General features: G+C 62.2%; 19 protein-coding genes. 8 read left to right on the forward strand and 11 right to left on the reverse strand.

From position 1 onward, the window contains the following. Both AMK00_RS15955 and AMK00_RS15960 read left to right on the forward strand, forming a co-directional pair. Positions 1–648, forward strand: a complete 648-nt coding sequence (locus AMK00_RS15955) for an OB-fold-containig protein (protein WP_064804246.1) — start codon at positions 1–3, stop codon at positions 646–648. After that, the gene (locus AMK00_RS15960) at positions 645–2,411 is read left to right on the forward strand and encodes a flotillin family protein (protein WP_064811039.1); all 1,767 of its coding nucleotides are present in this window, start codon (positions 645–647) and stop codon (positions 2,409–2,411) included. Before AMK00_RS15955 ends, AMK00_RS15960 begins: the two co-directional genes overlap by 4 nt. 21 nt (positions 2,412–2,432) lie before the next feature. Here the strand turns inward: AMK00_RS15960 and AMK00_RS15965 are convergent, their stop codons facing one another. The 8 genes from AMK00_RS15965 to AMK00_RS16000 form a co-directional block, all read right to left on the reverse strand. After that, complete coding sequence (locus tag AMK00_RS15965; protein WP_064811040.1) at positions 2,433–3,173, reverse strand: metallophosphoesterase family protein; 741 nt, start codon at positions 3,171–3,173, stop codon at positions 2,433–2,435. Continuing rightward, entirely contained in the window at positions 3,174–3,530 is a 357-nt protein-coding gene (gene uraH, locus AMK00_RS15970) for a hydroxyisourate hydrolase (protein WP_064804252.1), read from the reverse strand. Beyond that, the gene (locus tag AMK00_RS15975; RefSeq protein ID WP_189636974.1) at positions 3,527–4,048 is read right to left on the reverse strand and encodes an ureidoglycolate lyase; all 522 of its coding nucleotides are present in this window, start codon (positions 4,046–4,048) and stop codon (positions 3,527–3,529) included. The genes uraH and AMK00_RS15975 overlap by 4 nt, the downstream gene beginning before the upstream one ends. Then, positions 4,032–4,394, reverse strand: coding sequence for a HepT-like ribonuclease domain-containing protein (locus tag AMK00_RS15980; protein ID WP_064811041.1), 363 nt, complete (start codon positions 4,392–4,394; stop codon positions 4,032–4,034). The genes AMK00_RS15975 and AMK00_RS15980 overlap by 17 nt, the downstream gene beginning before the upstream one ends. Next, entirely contained in the window at positions 4,391–4,891 is a 501-nt protein-coding gene (gene uraD / locus AMK00_RS15985; protein WP_064804258.1) for a 2-oxo-4-hydroxy-4-carboxy-5-ureidoimidazoline decarboxylase, read from the reverse strand. The genes AMK00_RS15980 and uraD overlap by 4 nt, the downstream gene beginning before the upstream one ends. Continuing rightward, positions 4,891–5,814, reverse strand: coding sequence for an allantoinase PuuE (gene puuE, locus AMK00_RS15990; protein ID WP_064811042.1), 924 nt, complete (start codon positions 5,812–5,814; stop codon positions 4,891–4,893). Before puuE ends, uraD begins: the two co-directional genes overlap by 1 nt. Positions 5,815–5,927: 113 nt before the next feature. Beyond that, entirely contained in the window at positions 5,928–6,635 is a 708-nt protein-coding gene (locus tag AMK00_RS15995) for a DUF1045 domain-containing protein (protein WP_064811043.1), read from the reverse strand. 114 nt (positions 6,636–6,749) lie between these two features. Next, positions 6,750–7,928, reverse strand: coding sequence for an NAD(P)/FAD-dependent oxidoreductase (locus AMK00_RS16000; protein ID WP_064811044.1), 1,179 nt, complete (start codon positions 7,926–7,928; stop codon positions 6,750–6,752). Here AMK00_RS16000 and mnmD point away from each other — a divergent pair. Next, positions 7,927–8,655, forward strand: coding sequence for a tRNA (5-methylaminomethyl-2-thiouridine)(34)-methyltransferase MnmD (gene mnmD, locus AMK00_RS16005; protein ID WP_064811045.1), 729 nt, complete (start codon positions 7,927–7,929; stop codon positions 8,653–8,655). The two genes, AMK00_RS16000 and mnmD, sit on opposite strands and share 2 nt — an antisense overlap. 26 nt (positions 8,656–8,681) lie before the next feature. Here mnmD and AMK00_RS16010 read toward each other — a convergent pair whose 3' ends face one another. Continuing rightward, positions 8,682–12,101 carry a response regulator gene (locus AMK00_RS16010; protein WP_064811046.1) on the reverse strand — a complete coding sequence of 1,140 codons (3,420 nt, stop codon included), beginning with the start codon at positions 12,099–12,101 and terminating at the stop codon, positions 8,682–8,684. Positions 12,102–12,438: 337 nt separating this feature from the next. On the opposite strand from AMK00_RS16010, the gene AMK00_RS16015 reads away from it, so the two are divergent. Then, positions 12,439–12,747, forward strand: coding sequence for a hypothetical protein (locus AMK00_RS16015; protein WP_064804269.1), 309 nt, complete (start codon positions 12,439–12,441; stop codon positions 12,745–12,747). A gap of 107 nt (positions 12,748–12,854) precedes the next feature. Here the strand turns inward: AMK00_RS16015 and AMK00_RS16020 are convergent, their stop codons facing one another. Both AMK00_RS16020 and AMK00_RS16025 read right to left on the reverse strand, forming a co-directional pair. Continuing rightward, complete coding sequence (locus tag AMK00_RS16020; RefSeq protein ID WP_064804271.1) at positions 12,855–14,240, reverse strand: MFS transporter; 1,386 nt, start codon at positions 14,238–14,240, stop codon at positions 12,855–12,857. Positions 14,241–14,422: 182 nt separating this feature from the next. Beyond that, complete coding sequence (locus tag AMK00_RS16025) at positions 14,423–15,370, reverse strand: dihydrodipicolinate synthase family protein (protein ID WP_064804273.1); 948 nt, start codon at positions 15,368–15,370, stop codon at positions 14,423–14,425. A 162-nt stretch (positions 15,371–15,532) separates the two neighbouring features. Here AMK00_RS16025 and AMK00_RS16030 point away from each other — a divergent pair, with 162 nt between their 5' ends. From AMK00_RS16030 to AMK00_RS16045, 4 genes are all read left to right on the forward strand, one after another. Further along, on the forward strand, positions 15,533–16,561 hold the full coding sequence (locus AMK00_RS16030) for a LacI family DNA-binding transcriptional regulator (protein WP_064804275.1): 1,029 nt from the start codon (positions 15,533–15,535) through the stop codon (positions 16,559–16,561). 20 nt (positions 16,562–16,581) lie between these two features. Continuing rightward, positions 16,582–17,697, forward strand: a complete 1,116-nt coding sequence (locus tag AMK00_RS16035) for a DNA alkylation repair protein (protein WP_064811047.1) — start codon at positions 16,582–16,584, stop codon at positions 17,695–17,697. 246 nt (positions 17,698–17,943) lie between these two features. After that, the gene (locus AMK00_RS16040; protein WP_064804279.1) at positions 17,944–19,674 is read left to right on the forward strand and encodes a DEAD/DEAH box helicase; all 1,731 of its coding nucleotides are present in this window, start codon (positions 17,944–17,946) and stop codon (positions 19,672–19,674) included. 578 nt (positions 19,675–20,252) lie between these two features. Beyond that, positions 20,253–21,242 carry an AraC family transcriptional regulator gene (locus AMK00_RS16045; protein ID WP_064939111.1) on the forward strand — a complete coding sequence of 330 codons (990 nt, stop codon included), beginning with the start codon at positions 20,253–20,255 and terminating at the stop codon, positions 21,240–21,242. Positions 21,243–21,268: the final 26 nt, after the last annotated feature.

Here is a 21,268-nt window from a genome sequence, read left to right on the forward strand (position 1 = left end):
ATGGCACTTCTCTTCGCCCCCGAATGTGCTCCCTTCGCCATCGCCGCCGCCGTGCTCGCAGGCCTGACCGCAATCGAGATGCTTGCGACCGTCATGGGTTTTTCGATCATGGAATTTCTGGGAAAACCGGATTTCCATGGCCATGACGGGTTTTCGGGCTATCTCTCCTGGCTCAATCTCGGCGGCGTTCCCCTGCTCATCCTCATCATGCTGGCGCTCGGCTTCTTCGCCATGACGGGCTTTGCCATACAGGCCGTCGCCAACGCCTTCTGGGCGCCGTTTCCCGCCGCCGTCGCCGCCATTCCCGCCATCCTGGTCGCCGTCCCCATGGTCAGGGCGTCGAGCAGAACAGTGGCGCGGATCGTGCCGCACGACGAGACCTATGCAGTCGATCTCGACACGTTGATCGGCCGGACCGCCGAAGTATCGCTCGGCCCGCTCGACCAGGGACTGCCGGGGCGCGTCCGCGTCAAAGACCAACATGGAAACTGGCACGTGCTGAGAGCCAAGGCCGCTAGAGACCAGGGCCCTCTCAAAGTCGGCACCGAGGTTCTCCTCGTCGACCGCAAGGCAGATGTATTTATCGCCATTCCTGCACTGGCGGATGCCGCCGGAGCGGACAATCAATCTTTCAGGGAGCAGCCATGATGTATGACATTATTCTACCGGCCGGTATCGGCATCGTTCTGATCTTTGGCATCGGTTTTGTCCTCGCCTCTCTCTATACGCGCTCCAGCCGCGATGAGGCCTATGTGCGCACCGGCCTCGGCGGCCAGAAGGTCGTGCTCGACGGCGGTTCCGTCGTCCTGCCGATCTTCCACTCGATCGCCCGGGTGAACCTCAAGACGCTGCGCCTCGAAGTCCGCCGCGGCGAAGGCGATGCGCTGATCACCAAGGATCGCATGCGCGTCGATATCGGTGCCGAATTCTACGTCCGCGTCAAACCCGACGGCTCCTCGATCGCGCTGGCCGCCCAGACGCTCGGCAGCCGCACCAACGATGCCGAGGCGCTTCGCATCCTGATCGAGGCGAAATTCGTCGATGGCCTTCGCTCCGTGGCTGCGACCATGAACCTCGACGCGCTGCAGGAGCAGCGCATGGATTTCGTCAAGGCCGTGCAGGAAGCGGTCGGCGCCGACCTCCAGTCCAACGGTCTCGAGCTTGAATCCGTGTCACTGACGCGTCTCGACCAGACCGACATCAAGCATTTCAATGCCAACAACTTCTTCGACGCCCAAGGTCTTGCGGCGCTGACCCGCATCACCGAGGGCCGCAAGAAGGAGCGAAACGAAATCGTTCGCGACACCGAAGTCGCCATCGCCCAGAAGGATCTGGAGGCCCGCCAGCAATCGCTGGCGATCGAGCGGACGAAGCGCGAAGCCGAGCTCAATCAGGAACGCGACATCGCCAACAAATCCGCCGCGACCCGCGCCGAAACCGCACAGCAGGAACAGGCGGCCAAACGCGCCGAGGAGGAGGCCCGCATCGCCTCCGAACAAGCGATCGCCGAACGCGAGGCCGCCGCCAAGCAAGCCCGCGAAAGCGCAAACATCGATGCCGCCCGCGCCGTCCAGCAGCGCGATACCGAAGCCAAGCGTGACCTTCAGATCGTGGCCCAGGAAAGCGCCATCGCCGTAGCCAACAAGAGCCGCGAAGAATCCGAGGCAAAGGCGACTGCCGAAATGGCCCGCGCCCGGGCGATCGCGGCAGAGGAAAAGGTCGGCACCGCCAAGGCGATCGAAATTGCCGAACGCGAAAAGCAGATCGCCGTGATCGACGCGCGTAAAACCGCCGAAACCGAAGCCACCGCCGTCACCGTCGGCGCGGAGGCCGAGAAACAGGCCGCGATCGATCAGGCGGAAGCCATCAAGACGCTTGCGACCGCGGAAGCCGATGCGGCGATCATCAAGGCCAAGGGTATCCTCGAAACCGGCCGGGCTCAGGCTGAAAGCGAGGCGCTTCTCAACGAGGCCCGCAACAAGCTCAGCCAGACCATCATCGAGTTCGAGATCACCCGTGAGCGTATCCGCATCATTCCCGAGGCGCTCGCCGAGGCGGTCAAGCCGATCGAGAAGATCTCCGATATCCGCATCTTCGACACCGGCGGCATGCTCGGCCGCGGAAACGGCGCGAACGGTGAAAGCGGCATCGGTCTCGGCGACGGGCTGGCCGGCCAGTTGCTCTCCTATCAGGCCAACAAGCCGATCCTCGACAAATTGTTGAAGGAAGCCGGCTTCGACGGCGATAACGCCATTTCATCCCTCCTTGGCAATCTCGATGGCGCAAAACCGCCAAAGCCGGCTGCACCTCCGGCAAGGCCTGCAATCCCGGCCACGGCTTCGGCAAAGCCGGCAGCATCGGCCGCAGCCGCGGCAACGCCGATGGCCCCTCAGGCGCCGAAGAAGGAATAATCCAACGCAGGCAGGTTCGAGCTATCGCACCCAGCCTGTCGCCAGCGCGCTCGCCCAGTCGGCACGGCCCCTTTCGGCGGCCAGTGCCGACATCGCCATGTGGTCATAGGCGACGGCTCGGAACTGCCACATCCATCCGGCCGCCGTCTTTTCGAGAATGGCATAGCTCGCCAGCGGATGGCCGGCTTCGACCTTGTGATAATAGGGCAGCACGTCGTCATAGGCAGGGCAGCCGACGCTGCCGGGATTGACGATCAGCCGGCCGTCCGAGAGTCGGACGGCACGGGGAATGTGACTGTGGCCGCAGAGGATCAGCGGCAGGTCGATGCCTTCGGCGAGCGCCTCGATCGCTTCGATCGGCTTCAGGAAGACGTGCCCCTCCGGCGATACGGAGTCCAGCCAGTAGAGATTGTCGTCTTTCGGCGTCGCGTGGCAGAGATAGGCCTCGCCGCGATAGACGGCATCGAATGGCAGACCCCGCAGCCAATCGAGATGGGACGGCGTCAGCTGCCGGTGGGCGGCGGCATCCGAGACATGCATGGCTGCCGGATCCTGCTCGATCAGATAGCGATCATGATTGCCACGAACAGAGGTCAGCCCGAGCGGAACCAGCATATCGGCCGTCCGTCCAGCCTCCAGCGGCCCGCTGAAGAAGTCGCCAAGATTGACGACTTCCTCGATGCCCTGAGCCCGGATATCCGCAAGCACCGCCTCGAGCGCCAGATGGTTGCCGTGAATATCAGCAATCGCAGCAAACTTCATTTAGCTGCCGCGATAGGTTGAATAGCCGTAAGGCGAAAGCAGGAGCGGTACATGGTAATGCGCCGTGACATCGGCAATGCCGAAGCGGATCGGCACCAGATCGAGGAAGGCCGGATGCGGCAACGGCGTGCCGCAGGCCCTGAGATACTCGCCGGCGTGGAAGACCAACTCGTAGGTGCCGACGTGAAAATTTTCGCCGGCAAGGATCGGGCCACCATCGACCCGGCCGTCCGCATTGGTCTCAACCGTTTTCAGATGTCTGCGAATCTCGCCGTCGAGCTGGAAAAGATCGATCCTGAGCCCCTTGGCCGGCGTGCCGAGGGCGGTGTCGAGAACATGTGTCGTCAGTCCGGTCATGGGGCTGGCTCTTTGATGACATAGGGGGTTTCGAAGAAGAATTCCTCCAGATTATTGCCAGGGCCGTCGCGGTCGACGACCAGAAAATCGGAGGTCTGGCCGAGTGCCATCAGCGGATGATGCCAGACATTGCGGCGGTAGTTCACGCCCTGGTCCCCTCGCGCGAAAAACACCTGCGGCTTTCCCGGACGTCCGCCCTCGTCCTCGGAGACAACGACGAGGAAGGGCCGGCCCGAAATCGGCGAGAAACTCTGACTGCCGAAGGGATGGCGCTCCATCATGTCGACGTCATAGGGGAAGCTGCGCGGCTGGCCGCGAAAGAGATTGATGATGACGCGCGCTCCCTCGCCCGCCGCCTCCGCCGCGGCCAGTGCATGGAAGCGCTCGGTAGTGCCGCCATTGATGAGCCGCATCGAGGCTGGATCGGCTTCGATCACCTCGCCGAAAGGGGCGAAGACCGATCTGGTAAGCGGGCGGATGTCGAGAAAATCGGACAATGGTTCACTCGCCTTCGGCATGCCAGTGACGAATGGCGTCGATCTCGACGAGAAGTTCCGGCAGCGTGCGATAGGTTGCATCCCAGATGTCGGAGGCATCGAGGGCGAAGACGTCTTCCAGGATACGATTGCCCGTTCCGCAGATTTTCGTCCACGGCAGAGTGGGATGCTCGGTTGCGAATTCCGGATGGGCTACGAGCAGTCGGGACGCAGCCGCGCCTATGGTGAAGTGGCAGAAGGCGACCGCCTTGAAGGTGAGATTGTCCTCGGCGAAGGCCGCCTCATCCATTCCGCCCACGAAGTATAGCGCTTCGGCTGCCGCCTTCTGCATTTCATTGAGATAGTCGATAGCACGAGGCTCGCTCATTTGCCCTCCGGCAACATCGATGTCAGGCGCAGCAGCGCGATCCGTTCGACCTGTGTCGTGGCGGTCGCGAATTCCTCATCCCGGCCATTGCCGATCCGCAATTCGAAGGCCGAAAGGATGTCGTCCTTGTCGAGCCCTTTGACGGCGATGATGAAGGGAAAATCGTATTTTTCGACATAGGCCGCATTAAGTTCGGTGAAGCGGGCATGTTCGGCCGGGCTCAGCCGATCCAGACCGGCGCCGGCCTGCTCCTTCCGGCTGTCTTCCGTGAGTTCACCCGCTATCGCCAGACGCCCGGCAAGATCGGGATGGGCACGCAACACGCCGAGACGCTCCTCACGGCTTGCCGCACGGAAGGCGGCGGTGAGCGCTGCATGCACAGCTGATGCCGTCAGCGGCTCCGTCACGCTGCCCGCATCATAGGCGCGTTCGGCAATGAAAGGCGAATGTTCGAAGACGCCGCCGAAGCGGGAAACGAAATCCTCACGCGACAGCATTAGAGCGCATCCGGCTGATGATGCTTGTGCCAGTGCTCGGCGATCTCGATGCGGCGCGGAATCCAGACCTTGTCATGCTTCAGTACATATTCGATGAAGCGCTTCAGAGCGGCTGCCCGGCCCGGACGCCCGACGAGACGGCAGTGCAGGCCGACCGACATCATCTTCGGGCTGCCGTCCTTGCCTTCCTGATAAAGCGTGTCGAAAGCATCCTTGAGATAGGTAAAGAACTGGTCGCCGGCATTGAAACCCTGCGGCGTGGCGAAACGCATGTCATTGGTTTCGAGCGTATAGGGGATGATCAGAAAGGGCTTCCCGTCGACGCCTTTCACCCAGTAGGGCAGGTCGTCGGCGTAGGAATCGGAGGAATAAAGGAAACCGCCCTCTTCCTGCACCAGTCGCAGCGTGTTGTCGGAAGGTTTGCCCTGATACATCCCGTAGGGCCGTTCGCCGGTGAGTTCGGTATGCAGGCGCACGGCTTCGAGAATGTGCTTGCGCTCCAGATCCTCGGGGAAATCCTTGTATTCCAGCCAGCGATAACCGTGGCTGGCGATCTCCCAACCGGCCTCCTTCATGGCGGCGACGGCTTCGGGATTGCGCGCCATCGCCAGCGTCACGCCGTAGACGGTCGCCTGCACCTTTAGACCGGTGAACATCCGCCAGAGCCGCCAGAAGCCGGCGCGCGAACCATATTCGTAGATCGATTCCATGTTGAGATTGCGCTGCCCCGGCCAAGCGGCCGCGCCGACGATCTCCGACAGCAGGTTTTCGGACGCCGGATCGCCTTCGAGGATGCAGCTTTCGCCGCCCTCCTCGTAATTGATGACGAACTGCACGGCGACGCGGGCGTCGCCCGGCCACTTCGGATCGGGCGTCTGACGCCCGTAGCCGACGAGATTGCGCGGGTAGGTCTCGGATACCATCAAATCACCTTCTGAAAGACGAAGGAACGGTATCATCCGCAGCCGGAATGTCGAGACGGAAACTGCACAGCAGGATTTCTCTTTTCGACACAACCACTTAGATCGACATCTGCTCAGGCGATCCTGCGCGCGCTGACCTTGCCCATCGGGTGGAGCGAGTGAACGCGGAAGGGACCGCCAGTGCCCTCCTCGATCATCAAAGCCACATTCGAAACCATCACCGGCTCCCTCAGGACGGGCTCGAAGATCGTTCCCAGCACTGGCTCGATGCGGGACATATCGATCGCGTTGATGGGGCCTGTCACCGGCATATGGAAGCGGAACTCCTCCATCACGTAAGGATTGCCCCAACGATGCAGATTGGCGAATTGCGCCGCCGACAACCCATCGGGATCGCTTCGTTCGATATCGGCCTCACTCAGCGGCGCCCGGAAACGATCGAATTCCTGAACGATGGCCGAAGCCAGATACTGGATCTGCTCACAGGGGGCGCTCGGCATCAGGCTGTAGAAATTGCCGAGCCGGGCGATTTCGAGACGTGGAATCTGGAAAGGGGCGTATGTCCCGGCAAATCGCATGAGATCGCGCAAGAGTTGCGACTCGGATGCGTCGGCGGACAGGTGAAAAGGCGCCTTCAAAACACCGTGAAAACCATAGCGCCGCGGTACGGCGGTATAAAAGGCGATCTCATGGATGCCGAGGCCGCGGACGGCCGGAGGCTCCACCATATCGCCCGAAAACACGTTTCGGCCAAGCCAATTGGCGGCCATGAGCGACAGGGGATCGCTCGCCGGAGGCGTGAAGCAAATGGCATAGCGCATGCAATTTCCTCCATCAAGGAAGTGAGCACCGGTAAAATCCGGTGCTGCCGATGCGCAAGCAGATAGGTGATTTGCATGACAGAATAACGAAAGGCAGCTGTATCTAATTCACGTTTAACGTGAAGCGACCGCGATGTGGCTTAAAATCGCGAAGCTTTCCGGCAGCGGAAATTGGCAATCTCTATCGCCTGCGATACAAACCGCAGCCTCCGCCAGCCGATGAGCCAGCCCGAAGCTGACCTTGAAACCGCCGGTCAGCGCGATCAGTCGGGGATGGATGGGGTGGCGGCCGATCATTGGATCGCGGTCGATGGCTTTTGGGCGAAGCCCCGCCCAACGTTCGATGACAGGGGCGCTGCGGAGCGCCGGCACGATCGCCCGCGCCGCCTCGATCAACGCGTCGAGCTGGGCATCGGTCGAGAGGGGATCGTCGAAACGGTTTTCGCTGGTGCTGCCGATCGCCGCATGCCCGCCCTCATGCGCGACGACATAGAGTCCATCGAGGAAGATCGTCGGCAACGCCGGGTCGACATCTGCTTTCAACAGCGCCGCCTGCCCTTTCACCGGCTGGCCGAGCGGCTGCTTCAAGCCCGGCGTCAGCCCCTGCAGCACGGGAAAGGACTGATAGCCGGCGGCCAGGATGCAGCGGCCGAACGTGATGATTTCGCCGCCGATCTCGGCCGTCCCGCGATCGGGATTGAGATCGGCGACAACGGCATTTTCCATGATGCGCACCTGTCTTGCCCGCCGCAGGAAGGCGACCAGCGCTGAGATCAACGAGCGGGGCGCAACACGGGCGGCGAGCGTATCGTGCACGAAACCGCTCTCGCCGGCAGAGGCCTCGACCCAGCCCTCGACATCCGGCCTGTCGAGCACATGCCAGTGGAAGCGGCGCTCGCCAGCCCGCCAGTGGCGCTCGGCATCTTCGGAATGGCCGCGGGCGATGCGGTTGAGATGCGGTTTCGGCAACGGGATCAGCCGCCCGGACCTGTTGTAGCCGGCCGAAAGCCCGGTTTCGGTTTCCAGCGCGGTGATTTCGGTTTCGAGCGAGACCAGCGCATCGAACTGGAATTGCTTTTTCTCCGACCACCGGTCCGGCATATGCGGCATCAGCGCGCCGAGCAGGCCGCCGCTCGCGCCTCCGCCCAATCTAACGGCGTCGGCGAGGATGGTGCTCATACCGCAGCGTTCGGCATGAACGGCCGCCCAGAGCCCCATGATGCCGCCGCCGACGATCAGCAAGTCGCAAGAAGATTGACCGGACGCCGGTGCAGGACTATCGGCTTTTTCCATGAGAGACGTGAACCCCGATCAGATTGGCGCGGGCGCGCCGCAGCCGCTCGAATGGCGCGACGGCGATATGCCCTATTCCACCGCCTTTGGCGATCATTTTTATTGCCAGACCGATGGCCGTCTGGAATGCGGCCATGTCTTCCTCGCCGGCAACGGCCTGCCGGAGCGTTGGAACGGCCGGCGGGCTTTTGTCATCGGCGAACTTGGCTTCGGCACCGGCTTGAACTTCGCCGAGACCTGGCGGCAATGGAAGCTTCACCGTGAACACGGCCAGCACCTTCATTTCATCTCCTTCGAGCTTCATCCGATGCGCGGCGAAGAGATCGGCCGGGCGCTCTCGCACTGGCCGGAGATCAATGCGGAACGCGAGGCGCTGACGGCGGCCTGGCCGCAAACGCCTGCCGGAACCGTCTCGCTCGATCTCGATGCCCAGACGCGGCTCAGCGTCGTCTGCAGCGCGGCACTCGACGGCGTCGCCGCGGCAAAACCCGGCTTCGACGCCTGGTATCTCGACGGTTTCGCGCCCTCGCGCAACGGCGACATGTGGTCGGAAGAGCTGATGCGTGCGGTTAACGAAAAGACCGTGGCCGGCGGCACCTTCGCAACTTACGCCGCGGCCGGCTTCGTGCGCCGCAACCTCATCGCCGCCGGCTTTGCCGTGGAACGCCGCACGGGCTTCGCCGGCAAGCGCGAAATGCTCTGCGGCACCAAGGTGCCCGCCCGATAAATCCTGCGACTGCCATTTGATGGCGATCAGTAGCTGGTGCGCTCCGGCTGCAGTTCATCCTTGCCGAGCCATAGCCGGATCTTCTCCTCCAGAAGTTCCGGGCTGATCGGCTTCGACATGTAATCGTCCATGCCGGCGTCGAGGCAGGCTTCGCGGTCGCTTTCGAGCGCATGGGCGGTGACGCCGATGATCGGCACCCGGTGGCCCTGCCCCTTTTCCCTCTCGCGGATCGTCCGGGTCGCTTCATGGCCGTTCATGACGGGCATCGAGACGTCCATCATGATGATGCGCGGCGTGTGGCTTTCCCAGGCGGCGACCGCCTCCTGCCCATTGTTGACGACCAGGAAGGAAAGCCCCGTCGACTGCAGGATCTGGGTAAACACGATCTGGTTGACCTCGTTGTCTTCGGCAACCAGCACATCGACGAATTCGGCCGCCCGCTTTTGCGGCTCGGGTGCAGTTGCAAGCGCAGGCGCCGGCACGGCCGCTTCCGCCCGCAGCCGGGCGATCTCGGCTTCCGAGGCCTGTTTGACGCGGCGGGCGCGGACGACCTCGACGACAGTGTTGCGCAGCACGTTGGCGCGTGCCGGCTTCATCAGATGCGCATGGCCGTTCAGCGCCGCGAATTCCTTTTCCGTGCCCGAAATATCCATCGAGGTGAGGAAGATGATCGGCAGCTCGACGAAGCGGGGATCGGCGCGCAGCCGGCGCGCGACGTCGGCGCCGTTCATGTCGGGCATGTGATAATCGAGCACGACGGCATCGACGGTGATACCGAGATCGGCCGCTGCCTCGAGGATTGCAAGACCGGTGCCGCCACCCTCGGCAGCCACCCCGTCGAAGCCCCAGAGTGAAAGCTGCTCGGTCAGGATGCGTCGGTTCACTTCATTGTCGTCGACGACGAGGATGCGCGCGCCCTGCACATTGATCGGCAGCGGCTTCGGTTCGAGGCGGGCGGCCGCCACCGCAAAAGGCAGGTTGACGGTGAAGACCGAGCCCCTGCCCCATTCGCTCTCGACATTGATATAGCCGCCGAAGAGATCGACGAGGCCGGCAGTGATCGCAAGGCCGAGCCCCGTTCCCTCATGCCGGCGGGTCGACGAGGTGTCGACCTGCGAAAACTTGTCGAAGACCGAGTCGAGCTTTTCTTGGGGAATGCCAATACCGGTATCCTCGATGCGGATGATCGCCATGATCTCCCCGCCAGCGATCGTCTCGAAGCCGACATCGACGAAGACATGGCCGCGCTCGGTGAACTTGACGGCGTTTCCGACGAGATTGGTGACGATCTGGCGGAAACGCCCGGCGTCTCCGATCACCGCGGCCGGCAGGTCTGGTGCTGCCCGCACCAGGAGCTCGATATTCTTCTCGGCGGCATGCGAGGAGAGGAGCGTCGCCACATCCTCCACCGCTTCGGTGATATCGAAGGCGGCTTTGCGCAGTTTCATCTGCCCGGCATCGATCTTCGAGAAATCGAGGATGTCGTTGATAATCGTCAGCAGCGCATTGCCTGACTTGACGATGATATCGATGAAGGTCTTCTGGCGCGTGTCGAGATTGGTCTTGGCCAGCAGCTCCGCCATGCCGAGCACACCGTTCATCGGCGTGCGGATTTCGTGGCTCATATTGGCGAGGAATTCGGACTTGGCGCGGTCGGCGGCTTCGGCGCGCGAGAGGAGCTGGCGCAGTTCCTCCTCGCGGCTCTTGAGTTCGGTGACGTCGGTGAACAGCGCCACCCAATGCTGTCCCCGGCTGACCGTCGCATCCATATTCACCCAGCGCTCGCCGCCGACATGGAAGACGGTGGAAATCGGCTGCCTGGCCGCGATATTCGCCCGCCACTCCTGCAGGATCTCATCCGCCGCATCGTGGAAATCGCCGCGCGCCGCGCAGAATTCGAACATGCCGAGCCAGCCCTGGCCGGCCTCGATATAGTGCGGCGGGATCTGTAGGATGTCGGCCATCGCCTCGTTGGACATCTTGATGATGCCGTCCTGGACGATGGCAAGACCCTGCGACATGGCGTGCGTCGCGTCGCGCATCATTTCGCCGAGCCGTTCGAGGGCTGCGCGCGTCTCGTGGATTTCCTTTTCCCGGTCGCGCACCGCCGAAATATCGGCATAGGTCAGCAGGATGCGGTCGTTGGAGATGCGGCGGCTGTCGAAGATCACGGATTTGCCGCCCGCCCAGCCAAGCTCGATCGGCTCGGGCTCTTCGGCTTCGAACAGATGTTTGCGGAAGGCGTAGATCTCTTCCGGCGTCTGCGTCCCGTCGTAGCGGCCGAGCTCGTCATTACGGCGGATGACGTCGATGAACGGGCGGCCGTCGAAGCGATCGTCGAGCGGCAGTTCCCAGATGCTGTAGAATTCGTCGTTGACGTAGAGAATCTGGTGGTCGTTATCGAGGATCAGCACGCCGATCGGCAGCGAACGCAGAATGCTCTCGATGTCCCGATGCAGTATTTCTTGCTGCTTGCGCGATTCAATCAGCGCCTTTTCGCGTTCCTTGAGCGGTGAGATGTCAGAAAAGGAGCCGACGACATAGGTTCGCCCATCCGCCGTCATGACACGGTTGACGCGCGAGATGACGGGATAAACATGGCCGCTATTGCTCGGCATCTCGCTCTCGAGCTCCACCGAAATGCCGTCCCTGAGCGCCAGCAGGTTTTCCTGGTAGATCGCCTCAGCACCTTCCGGCCCGAACATTTCGTGTTCGGTCATTCCCAGGTACTCGGAGCGGGCGCGGCCGCTGAAGGTCTCATAATATTTGTTGGCATAGACCAGGCGGTGCTTGTCGTCGCGAACGAAAACCGCCACCGGCAGGTCCTCCAGGACGGTGCGGAGAACGTCGAGTTCGTTGACGCTCTCTCCCCAGGCCGATTCGCCGGCGGCCACGGGCGTCGCGCCGTTGCGATAGGCTGCGTTGACGACCAGCGGGCGTCCGTCCGCCGCAAAGATGCCGATCGGATGACTGAGATTTTCCAGCGCCTCGCGCACCTGGGCGAGGTCGGCGGCATTTCCGGAATCGTTTACAGTCCTGGAGCTACCGCCAATCTCGGGGTTGCCGGCAATCCCCCCAAGAGCAACGGCACGGCGTTCGCGGGCTTCGAAGATGCCGAGCACATAAATCCGCTCCGGCGACGGCGAGAAGCTTTCGATCTGGATGCGCTGGTGGCCAAGGCCCTCGGCATCGTAACAGATGGCGTTTTCCTCGGTGCCGAACACCAGCGCGCGGCGCTCCTTGTCCTCGCGGTCCTCTTCCTCGGGGCGGTCGAAGAGTTCACGGCTGCGCCTGCCGATGAAATCGGAAATCTCGCGGCCGAGGAAATCGGCATAGGCCCCGTTGACGGCGATATAGCGCAGCTCGCTGTTCTTGACATAGGCCGGGGTGTCCAGATCTGCGATCCGGCGGCAAGCCAATTCCAGAATGTCCCCGGCTGATTTCAAGAAATTGTCGCTCCCGCAATGAATGGAATATCAACGACAAAGACTATAACGCCAAGGCTTTTAACAAGGTTTTAACCATAAATTTCAGCAGACGAAATTTGCAAGCCAGATCGATGAGCTGAAGTATCTTCGTTTGGCGGTCCGGACTCGCAGGAGACAAGATGTCGCCATCGGCTGCGCCCCACAACGCGCGATCAATGCCTTGCCGCCTTGTGATCCGTTGAAATCATGACGAAAATTTAATGCGTGCCGCCTTTGTGCAGCCATCGCTCCGCCGCGATCCGGGCGGAGTCTGGCCATGGCTTTATAGAAGCCAGTCTAAATCAAGGAAAATACCATGTCCGTTCTTCATAAGACCATGGCGACGGGCCTGATCGCGCTGACCTTTGCCGGCGCCTCGCTCGCCACCGCCACCACCGCCGATGCCCATCCGCGCGATGCCTTCTGGGGCGGCCTCGCCGCCGGCGTCGTCGGCGGCGCCCTGCTGTCGGAAGCCGCTCGCCCCGCCTATCCGGTCTATCCGGCCTACCCTGTCGATCGCCCTTATCCCGTCTACCGAACCTATTACCGGCCGCATTACTGCCATATCGAATGGCGGTACGATCGCTGGGGCGAGCCCTATCGCGTCAAGGTATGCCCGGAATAGAGCAATCCACACCCGGCGCCGCTTGACCTCCCGGCGGCGCTAGCCAACAAGCTGATCTGGCGGGCGTTCGCCTGCCAGATCGATTGCTTCCACCAGAGCTGCATCCGTTACGGAGAAAGCTCCTCCAGAACGCGGCCCTTGGTTTCCACGGCAAACAGCATCGTCACGATCGCCCCGACGATCAGAATGGCTGCGAAACTCGCGAACACATATTGGATGCCCAGCGAAGACATCAGCGTGCCGACGATGATCGGGCCGGTCGACGAGCCCAGGCGAAGCCAGGCGCTGCCGGTTCCTGTTCCGAGCGCCCTGAGACGCGTCGGGTAGATTTCCGCCGAATAGAGATAGAGCGAGAAGGTGACGGTCTGGACGATGGCATAGGCAAGACCGCCAAGCACCAGAACCTGAATGGCGGAGGTTGCGCCTAGCCATGCGAGGGTCAGAAGGGGCAGCGGAGCCAGAAGCAGTGCGCCGGTGTACCAGCGCTTGCGTCCCACCTTGTCGATGAGCAGCGCGCAGATGACGGCAGCGATCACGCCTCCCAGTGACGTCAGGAACCCATAGAAAATGCTAGTCTGCAGCGGAAGGTTGAAGACCTGCCGATAGAGCGTCGGCAGCCAGGTGATCGTGCCGTTGGCGACCGTATAGGCGGTGAACCACATGGCCCAGATGGAAAGCGTCCGCTTCAGATAGATGCCCTGGAACAGCTCCCGCCAGTCGGATGTACGGCGGACCGGCGCCTGGACCCGCTTCGGCTCGGGCAGCTCCTTGCCGGCTGCGCGTGCACTCTCTTCCATACGGGTGACGATCGCGTCGGCTTCCTGGTAGCGACCGTTTGCGGCCAGCCAGCGCGGTGACTCCTTCAGGAACCAGCGCAACGGGATCATCAGGATTGCGGGAACGAGGCCGACGACGAACATCGCCTTCCAGCCGTAGACCGGCACCATGAAGTAGCCGATCAGCCCGGCGCCGACCAGGCCGAGCAGGAACATGACCTCGTAGAGAAGGAAGAATTTGCCGCGCCCCTTCGATCCGATCAGCTCATTGATATAGGCGCTGGCGACAGGCACCTCGCCGCCCGTGCCGATCCCCTGGACGAACCGGAAGGCCATCATCATGCCGGCGCCGGCGGCAAACAGGCAGGCGACGTCCATGCTGACGAAGAGCAGGATGGTGAACAGAAGAACTTTCAGCCGGCCGATCTTCTCGGCGAGCCAACCGAATAGGACGGCGCCAATCAATTGGCCGAGATAGCCCATCGACAGGATCATGCCGGTCTGTGAGGGGCTGAGCCCCCACTCGCGCACCAGCACAGGCATGGCATAAGCGATAGCGATCACCGTATAGCCGTCGAAAAACGTGGCTGCACCGATGATATTGCGCGCCCAGAAGACCTCGCGGGTGATGGGAAGACGCTCCAGGCGAGCGCTGATTTCGGCCTGTTGATCAGCGGCATTCGCCGCCTCGGCCGGCATAGGCTGCATGACATTCATTGGTTCCTCCTTCTCGCCCCGTGGCTACCACTCTCCCGGCCAGGGGCGCTTCTGTTCGATGTTTATTGCTGCGTGTCAGCTTGTCCTGTCAGTACCATGGGCTTCAAAAGGAGATGCCGTCCACGGCTTCTCCTTCCCATCGCAATGACGCTCCTGCGCCATGCGCAGAAGCGTCGAATGCATCACTCGGCAGCCAGAAGCTGGTCGACGCGGCCAATACCGGCGGCATCGAAGGCGGCAAAAATTTCCGCTTCGGCCCTTTCGCCGAGATTCTTCAGCGGCTCGCGGATCGTCGCATGATCGAGAATACCGCGATGCACGAGGCCGAGTTTGAGCGCCACGGTGCCTTCCATGTGTGAGCCGCGGTGATAGACGGCCCGCGTCACCGGCAGAAGGCGTTCGAAAATCTTGCGCGCCTCCGGATAGTTCTGCGCCTTGCCTGCCTTGATCAAGTCGATCAGCAGTTCCGGCGCGATATTGCCGTAGCCGACCAGCAGGCCGTCGACGTCGAACATGGTCGGCAGCAGCCATTCGTCGTGGCAGCTCAGAATCTGAAGATCGGGGTTGGCCTTCTTCAGTTCCGGAATTTCGACGTACCAACGCTTCATATTGCGCACGCCGTTCTTGGTGGCGACGACGCCTTCCTGCGTGGCGATGGCCACCTGCGTATCGAGATCGTAGGATGCCTTGGTGGCGTCCGGATACTGGAACAGGATGCACTGCAGGCCGGATTCCTGCCAGATCGCCTTGTAGCGATCCTGAGGCGCGCCCTTCTGAAAGCCGAAGCGCAGCCAGCCATGGTTTGGATAGACCAGTGCACCAGTGGCGCCGGCAGCCTTGCACCTTTTCGCCTCTTCCGCAGCAACCTTGGTACCCTCGCCGGTGATCCCGGCAATGATCGGCACGGCGCCGTCGACCGCCTCGACGTAAGTACGGATAAGAGCGAGCCTCTCCTCCTCGGTAAGGAAAGTGCCCTCGCCGGCATGGCCGAGAATGACGAGGCTTTTGACCCCTTCCATCGAAACCAGCCATTTGGCGATCTTTGCGTTGGCCTTGTGATCGACTTCGCCGTCGCGGGTGAAAGCGGTAACAGGCGCCGGGCTTAGCCCGCGCAGATCCATTGGTTGCATCTTGATCTCCTCCTTTGCGATCGCTGTTCATTCACGATCAGCGACGGGATCGTTATTGGGAACGTTCCCACTATCGTTCTCGAATTATCTGGAGTCAATTCTTTTTTTAGTGCATGTTCGCATACGGCGCCGGACTGCCGCGACTCGAATGGAAAAGCTTCAATGAATTCAAAGGCGGACGAAACTCCCGGACAAAGCCGCGTCACCATTCTTGACGTGGCTGCCGCAGCCGGCGTTTCCAAATCCACCGTATCCCGCATCCTGGACGAGCGGCTTCCCCGCTCCGACAGCGAGACCGCCCGGCGCGTTCGCAAGGTGGCTGAAGAGCTTGGCTACGTCAGGGACGTTTCGGCAGCGAGCCTCAGGCGCGGCAACACCATGACGGTCGGCGTGATCGTGCCGAGGCTGACGGATACGGTCATGGCCATGCTTTACGAAGCGCTGGCGAAAGCCTGCAGCCGTACCGGCCGCTTCGCTATCGTCGCCACCACCGACGACAAGCCGAAGGCCGACCGGCTTGCCGCCGAGTCTCTGCTGAGACGCGGCGTCGATGGACTGATCCTTTCCACGGCGCGGGAAGATGACGACTTTCCGGACGAGCTGGCGAGACGTGGTGTTCCCTATGTGCTGGCGCTGCGAACCGACGGCCACAGCCTCTCCTCCGTCGGCGATGACAGGCTGGGCGGCTACCTCGCGGCGCGCCACCTGCTCGACCTCGGCCATCGCAGGATTGGCGTCATTGCCGGCCCGTCTTATGCCTCCAGTTCGCGAGGTCGCGTGGAGGGTTTCAGCCAAGCACTCAAAGAAGCGGGACTGGCTGTGGATCCCTCCTGTATCATCCCCTCGACATTCGGCATCGAGTCCGGCGCCGTCGCCGTCGAGACGCTGATGAACCTCAGCCCACGCCCCACCGCTATTTTTGCCGTCAACGACAATACCGCCATCGGCGCCTTGTCGGGGTTGACCAAACTTGGCCTTTCCATACCGCAGGATATCTCGATCGTCGGTTACAACGACATTCCGATCGTCAGCCACCTTCCTACGCCGCTCACGACGTTGCGCGTCCCGTTCGAGCAGATCGCTGCAAATGCCCTTGATCTCCTTGCGGGTGATGGCGGTTCCGTCGACGACCGCATCCGGATTTCGGCTCCGACACTCATTCCCAGGAAATCGACAGCGCCGCTGCGCTGAAAGATCGCGAGAGGATCAGCATGCCGGAACCGCTCAAGAACCTGCTGCATTCGGGGCTGGTCGGCGATATGGCCGACCGCATCGCCGCCAACGCTCCGGCCTTCGACGAGGAGCGTTTCATGCGGTTGGCGACCGATGGGCTAGATGCGCTGGAGCTGATGGAACGTTCGGCGCTGATCCGCGACGCGCTGTTTGCCACCCTTCCGGACGATTTTATTGAAGCAGCCGCCATCCTGAAGGCGAGCCTGCCTACATTAGCCAGGCCAGGACTGTCCGGCTGGATGCTGCTACCGGTCAACCAATTCATCGCTGCGGGCGGCCTCGATCATTTCGAGCTTGGCCTCGATCTGCTCAAGGCGCTGACGCCGCATTTCACCGCCGAATTCGGTATCCGTCCCTTCATCCATCGCGACCAGCAGCGCGCGCTCGCGGTCATTTCCGGCTGGGTCGACGATCCCGATCAGCATGTGCGCCGGCTGGCGAGCGAAGGAACGCGGCCGCGTCTGCCCTGGGCCATGCGCCTGCCGCAGCTCGTCAAGGATCCCGCGCCAATCCTGCCGATTCTGACGGCGCTGATGGACGATCCGGAAGATTATGTGCGCCGCTCCGTCGCCAACAGCCTGAACGATATCGCCAAGGATCATCCGGATCTGGTCGCCGCATTCATCGCCGGCCATATCCAGGACGCCTCCGCTGAACGCCGCCGGCTGCTGAAACATGCCTCGCGCACGCTCCTGAAGAAGGGCCATGCTCAGGCGCTCGCCAATTTCGGCTTCGGCGCAGCCGCGTCGCTCGAAAGCGAACTGCGCCTCATCAGCGGCGAGGTAATGTTCGGCGAAGGGCTGGATTTCGAGATCCGGGTGACCAATGTCGGCAAGGCCGCGCAATCGGTGATGATCGACTACGCCATCCACCATATGAAGGCTGACGGCTCGCTGTCGCCGAAGGTCTTCAAGTGCAAGACGATCATGCTTGCTCCCGGACAGAGCCAGGCGATCGAGCGCCGCCACGCCATGCGGCCGATCACGACGCGGCGCTATTATCCCGGGCAACACCGCATCGCCATCCTCGTGAATGGCGCGGAGAGCGCGTCTGAAAGCTTCATCCTGATGATGCCGTCGCGCGACCCGAGCTAAGGCTTTTTGTGCACTGCACTTGACTTTCAGCGCAAACTAGCCCAAATGCGGCTCAGCTTTCACCCTTCCGGCCGCCGCGTGAGCGTGCCCCTGCTAGAAAATACGAAACGCAGGAAGAAGGGACAAAAGCGCATTTCGATTGAGGCCGCACTCCCAAGAAGCGGTCAGAAGCGCTGGAAAGCTTTTTCCAACTTGCAAGTTCCCACTTCACGCGGGGTTCTTGACGCCAGAATGAAACCGGATCGCATGGTGCGTTCCGGCGCTAGTCGTTGTGGCGCCCCGAAAGGTTATACCTTGACTAATTTTGAATCGCTTGGTGTCTCCAAGCCGATCGTCGCCACCTTGTTCCAGCTCGGCATCGAAACGCCGACGCCGATCCAGGAACAGTCCATTCCACTCCTCATATCAGGCCGCGATCTGATCGGCCTTGCCCAGACCGGCACCGGCAAGACCGCCGCGTTCGGCCTGCCGCTCATCGAAAAGCTGCTCGCTGACGAGCGCCGCCCCGACAACCGTACGACGCGGACACTGATCCTGGCGCCGACTCGCGAGCTGGTGAACCAGATCGCCGAGAACCTGAAGAAGTTCATCCGCAAGTCGCCGCTGCGCATCAACGTCGTCGTCGGCGGTGTGTCGATCAACAAGCAGCAGCTGCAGCTCGAAAAGGGCACCGACATCCTTGTTGCCACGCCAGGCCGCTTGCTCGACCTCGTCAACCGCCGCGCCATCACCTTGACGACAGTGCGTTATCTCGTGCTCGACGAAGCCGATCAGATGCTCGACCTCGGCTTCGTGCACGACCTGCGCAAGATCGCCAAGCTGGTGCCGAAGAAGCGCCAGACCATGCTGTTTTCGGCCACCATGCCGAAGGCGATCGCCGATCTCGCCGGCGAATATCTCGTCGATCCCGTCAAGGTCGAAGTCACGCCTCCGGGCAAGGCTGCCGACAAGGTCGAGCAGTATGTGCATTTCGTCGCCGGCAAGAACGACAAGACCGAACTGCTGCGCAAGTCGCTGACCGAAAACCCCGACGGCCGCGCCATCGTCTTCCTGCGCACCAAGCACGGCGCCGAGAAGTTGATGAAGCACCTCGACAATATCGGCTATTCCGTCGCCTCGATCCACGGCAACAAGAGCCAGGGTCAGCGCGAGCGGGCGCTGAAGGCCTTCCGCGACGGCAGCATCAAGACGCTGATCGCCACCGACGTCGCCGCCCGCGGCATCGACATCCCGGCCGTCAGTCACGTCTACAACTACGACCTGCCCGAGGTGCCGGACGCCTATGTCCATCGTATCGGCCGCACGGCGCGCGCCGGCCGCGACGGTATTGCCATCGCCTTCTGCGCCCCCGACGAAGCCAAGCTGCTGCGTGATATCGAACGCCTGATGGGCATCGACATCACGGTCGCAAGCGGCGAACCGCCGGCACATATCAGCGCTGGCGGCCCGCGCCGCGGCAACGGCAATGGCAACAACCGCAATCGCGGCGGCGGCCAGGGCCGCGGCGAAGGCCGTGGCGATGCCAACCGTTCGGAACATCGCGGCAGCCGCCAGGAACGCCGCCCGCGCCGCGACGGCGAAGGCAGCGAAATCCGTGCCGGCGGCGAGGAACGCCGTGAGCGCCGTCCGCGTCCCGAGCGCCCAAACCGCAACGAGGACTTCCGCGGTCAGCGCCGCGGCGAAGCGGCCCCGGATTTCGGCCCCGACAACGATCTGGCATCGACCTCCGATTTCCGCCCGGCAAAGCCGCAGCGCCCTGCGCATAACGGCCCCAATGGCCATCATGCCAGTGGCGAACCGAGCGGCCATCACCGCGGCAACGGCCGCCACGCTCACGGCCGCCCGGCCCGCAAGCACGGCGAAGATCGCGGACCGCATCAGGCACAGGGCGGCGAACAGCGCCGCGACGGCAATGGCGGCAACCGCCGCGGCGGCGCGGGCTCCCGCAACGGTGGCCAGCGCCGCGAACGCGCCTGAGCGCCGATTGATTTAAAGGAGAAAAGGCCGAACTTTCGGTCTTAATATTGGGAGGCCGGAGCATCTGGTGGGATGTCCGGCCTTTTTCTCATTGCGGTGATGGCAATACCGCAAACGGCAGCATGCGGTTAGGTTTCCCGGTTCCTGTACGCACACAGTTGAGGAGATCGAAGCCTCCTTCGCAGCGGTGGCGGAAGCCTGAGGAATCAATGCGCCGTAAAGCCGCCATCGACGGTGGCGCGAAACCGATGATGAAGCTCGCCGTTGGGCTGCATAGCCAGAGCACAGCAGCGGCGACCTATTCGACACGTCCGAGCCGGCCGATCGGCTGCTGTTTCATGCTTTCATCCATGGCATCGGACTGTCCGCCCAGGCGGCGCGCTTGGGCAGGCCGACCAGGCCGCCGAGCGAAGAGCAGTTGACGATCGCGCCGGAGCCTTGCCGGCGCCCGCTCACCGCTCTTATTCGAGAGATACGGCCTCTGGCCGGTTGACAGCCCGCTATCGTACCCGCCTAGCAAACACCGCGCCGCCACCAGCCCGCTTGATTGCCGGACGCTTGAGCCCTAAATTGGCTTCATGCTTGACCATCCGTCCCCGCCGCTGTCGCCGTCGACTATCCCAATGGATGCCCTGAGCGAAGTCCTGCAAGACTTTCGCTTGAGTGGGGTGAACTATGGCCGCTGCGAACTCAGGCATCCATGGAGCATCGCCTTTCCGCAGCAACAACTGCTTCGTTTTCACTTCGTCAGCCAGGGTCCGTGCTGGATCCATACCGAAGTCGAAGGATGGCAGGAATTGAATGATGGCGACCTGGTGCTGCTGCCGCAAGGCATCGCACATCGATTGGCGAGCGCGCCGAATGTTGAGGGCGACTCGCTTAAAAGCTGTCAGATTACAAAATTGGGCAGCAACGTCTGCGACGTCCTACGTGAAGGAACGGGTGCCACCAGCACTCTCTTCTGCGGCTCTATGACTTTGGGCGCCCATGCGCTTAACCCCTTGATCGCCCTGATGCCGCCAATCATAAAGGGCTGCGATGTGGCCGGTAACGACTCGGTCGTAGGGCCCCTGCTGGCCGCTATGTCCGCGGAGGCGACACAGCCCCAGATGGGAAGCGCGACGGTCTTGTCGCGTATGGCGGACTTGCTCGCAGCCCGACTTATCCGCTGCTGGGTCAATTGCAGCGGAGCCTCGACCACCGGCTGGCTCGCCGCCATCCGCGATCCCAATATCGGTCGTGTGTTGGCGGCCATGCACCGGGATCCCGGTCATAACTGGACCCTCGAAAGCCTCGCTGGTGTGGCAGGCCAGTCGCGCTCGATTTTCGCCGAGCGCTTCAGTGCTATTTTGGGAGAAGGCGCGGCACATTATCTCGCCCGTCTGCGTATGCAGCTTGCCCGCGATTTGTTGGCGCAAAACGGCCTGTCGGTTGCTGAGGTTGCCTCCCGCCTGGGCTATGAATCCGAGGCGTCTTTCGCGCGCGCCTTCAAGCGCGTCACAAACGTTTCACCGGGAATTGTGCGTCGCACAAGTTCCGGACGAACGGATATGGATTTCGGATTTTAAGACACAGATCATCCTGAAAACTTCGT

It is taken from the genome of Rhizobium sp. N621 (assembly GCF_001664325.1).
Classification (GTDB): Bacteria; Pseudomonadota; Alphaproteobacteria; order Rhizobiales; family Rhizobiaceae; genus Rhizobium; species Rhizobium esperanzae.

What these genes read in the sequence shown, in the direction of transcription:
- AMK00_RS15955 (WP_064804246.1), top strand. Translation starts at nt 1, where the DNA reads ATGGCACTTCTCTTCGCCCCCGAATGTGCTCCCTTCGCCATCGCCGCC.
- AMK00_RS15960 (WP_064811039.1), top strand. Translation starts at nt 645, where the DNA reads ATGATGTATGACATTATTCTACCGGCCGGTATCGGCATCGTTCTGATC.
- AMK00_RS15965 (WP_064811040.1), bottom strand. Translation starts at nt 3,173, where the DNA reads ATGAAGTTTGCTGCGATTGCTGATATTCACGGCAACCATCTGGCGCTC.
- uraH (WP_064804252.1), bottom strand. Translation starts at nt 3,530, where the DNA reads ATGACCGGACTGACGACACATGTTCTCGACACCGCCCTCGGCACGCCG.
- AMK00_RS15975 (WP_189636974.1), bottom strand. Translation starts at nt 4,048, where the DNA reads ATGCCGAAGGCGAGTGAACCATTGTCCGATTTTCTCGACATCCGCCCG.
- AMK00_RS15980 (WP_064811041.1), bottom strand. Translation starts at nt 4,394, where the DNA reads ATGAGCGAGCCTCGTGCTATCGACTATCTCAATGAAATGCAGAAGGCG.
- uraD (WP_064804258.1), bottom strand. Translation starts at nt 4,891, where the DNA reads ATGCTGTCGCGTGAGGATTTCGTTTCCCGCTTCGGCGGCGTCTTCGAA.
- puuE (WP_064811042.1), bottom strand. Translation starts at nt 5,814, where the DNA reads ATGGTATCCGAGACCTACCCGCGCAATCTCGTCGGCTACGGGCGTCAG.
- AMK00_RS15995 (WP_064811043.1), bottom strand. Translation starts at nt 6,635, where the DNA reads ATGCGCTATGCCATTTGCTTCACGCCTCCGGCGAGCGATCCCCTGTCG.
- mnmD (WP_064811045.1), top strand. Translation starts at nt 7,927, where the DNA reads ATGAGAGACGTGAACCCCGATCAGATTGGCGCGGGCGCGCCGCAGCCG.
- AMK00_RS16000 (WP_064811044.1), bottom strand. Translation starts at nt 7,928, where the DNA reads ATGGAAAAAGCCGATAGTCCTGCACCGGCGTCCGGTCAATCTTCTTGC.
- AMK00_RS16015 (WP_064804269.1), top strand. Translation starts at nt 12,439, where the DNA reads ATGTCCGTTCTTCATAAGACCATGGCGACGGGCCTGATCGCGCTGACC.
- AMK00_RS16020 (WP_064804271.1), bottom strand. Translation starts at nt 14,240, where the DNA reads ATGAATGTCATGCAGCCTATGCCGGCCGAGGCGGCGAATGCCGCTGAT.
- AMK00_RS16025 (WP_064804273.1), bottom strand. Translation starts at nt 15,370, where the DNA reads ATGCAACCAATGGATCTGCGCGGGCTAAGCCCGGCGCCTGTTACCGCT.
- AMK00_RS16030 (WP_064804275.1), top strand. Translation starts at nt 15,533, where the DNA reads ATGAATTCAAAGGCGGACGAAACTCCCGGACAAAGCCGCGTCACCATT.
- AMK00_RS16035 (WP_064811047.1), top strand. Translation starts at nt 16,582, where the DNA reads ATGCCGGAACCGCTCAAGAACCTGCTGCATTCGGGGCTGGTCGGCGAT.
- AMK00_RS16040 (WP_064804279.1), top strand. Translation starts at nt 17,944, where the DNA reads ATGGTGCGTTCCGGCGCTAGTCGTTGTGGCGCCCCGAAAGGTTATACC.
- AMK00_RS16045 (WP_064939111.1), top strand. Translation starts at nt 20,253, where the DNA reads ATGCTTGACCATCCGTCCCCGCCGCTGTCGCCGTCGACTATCCCAATG.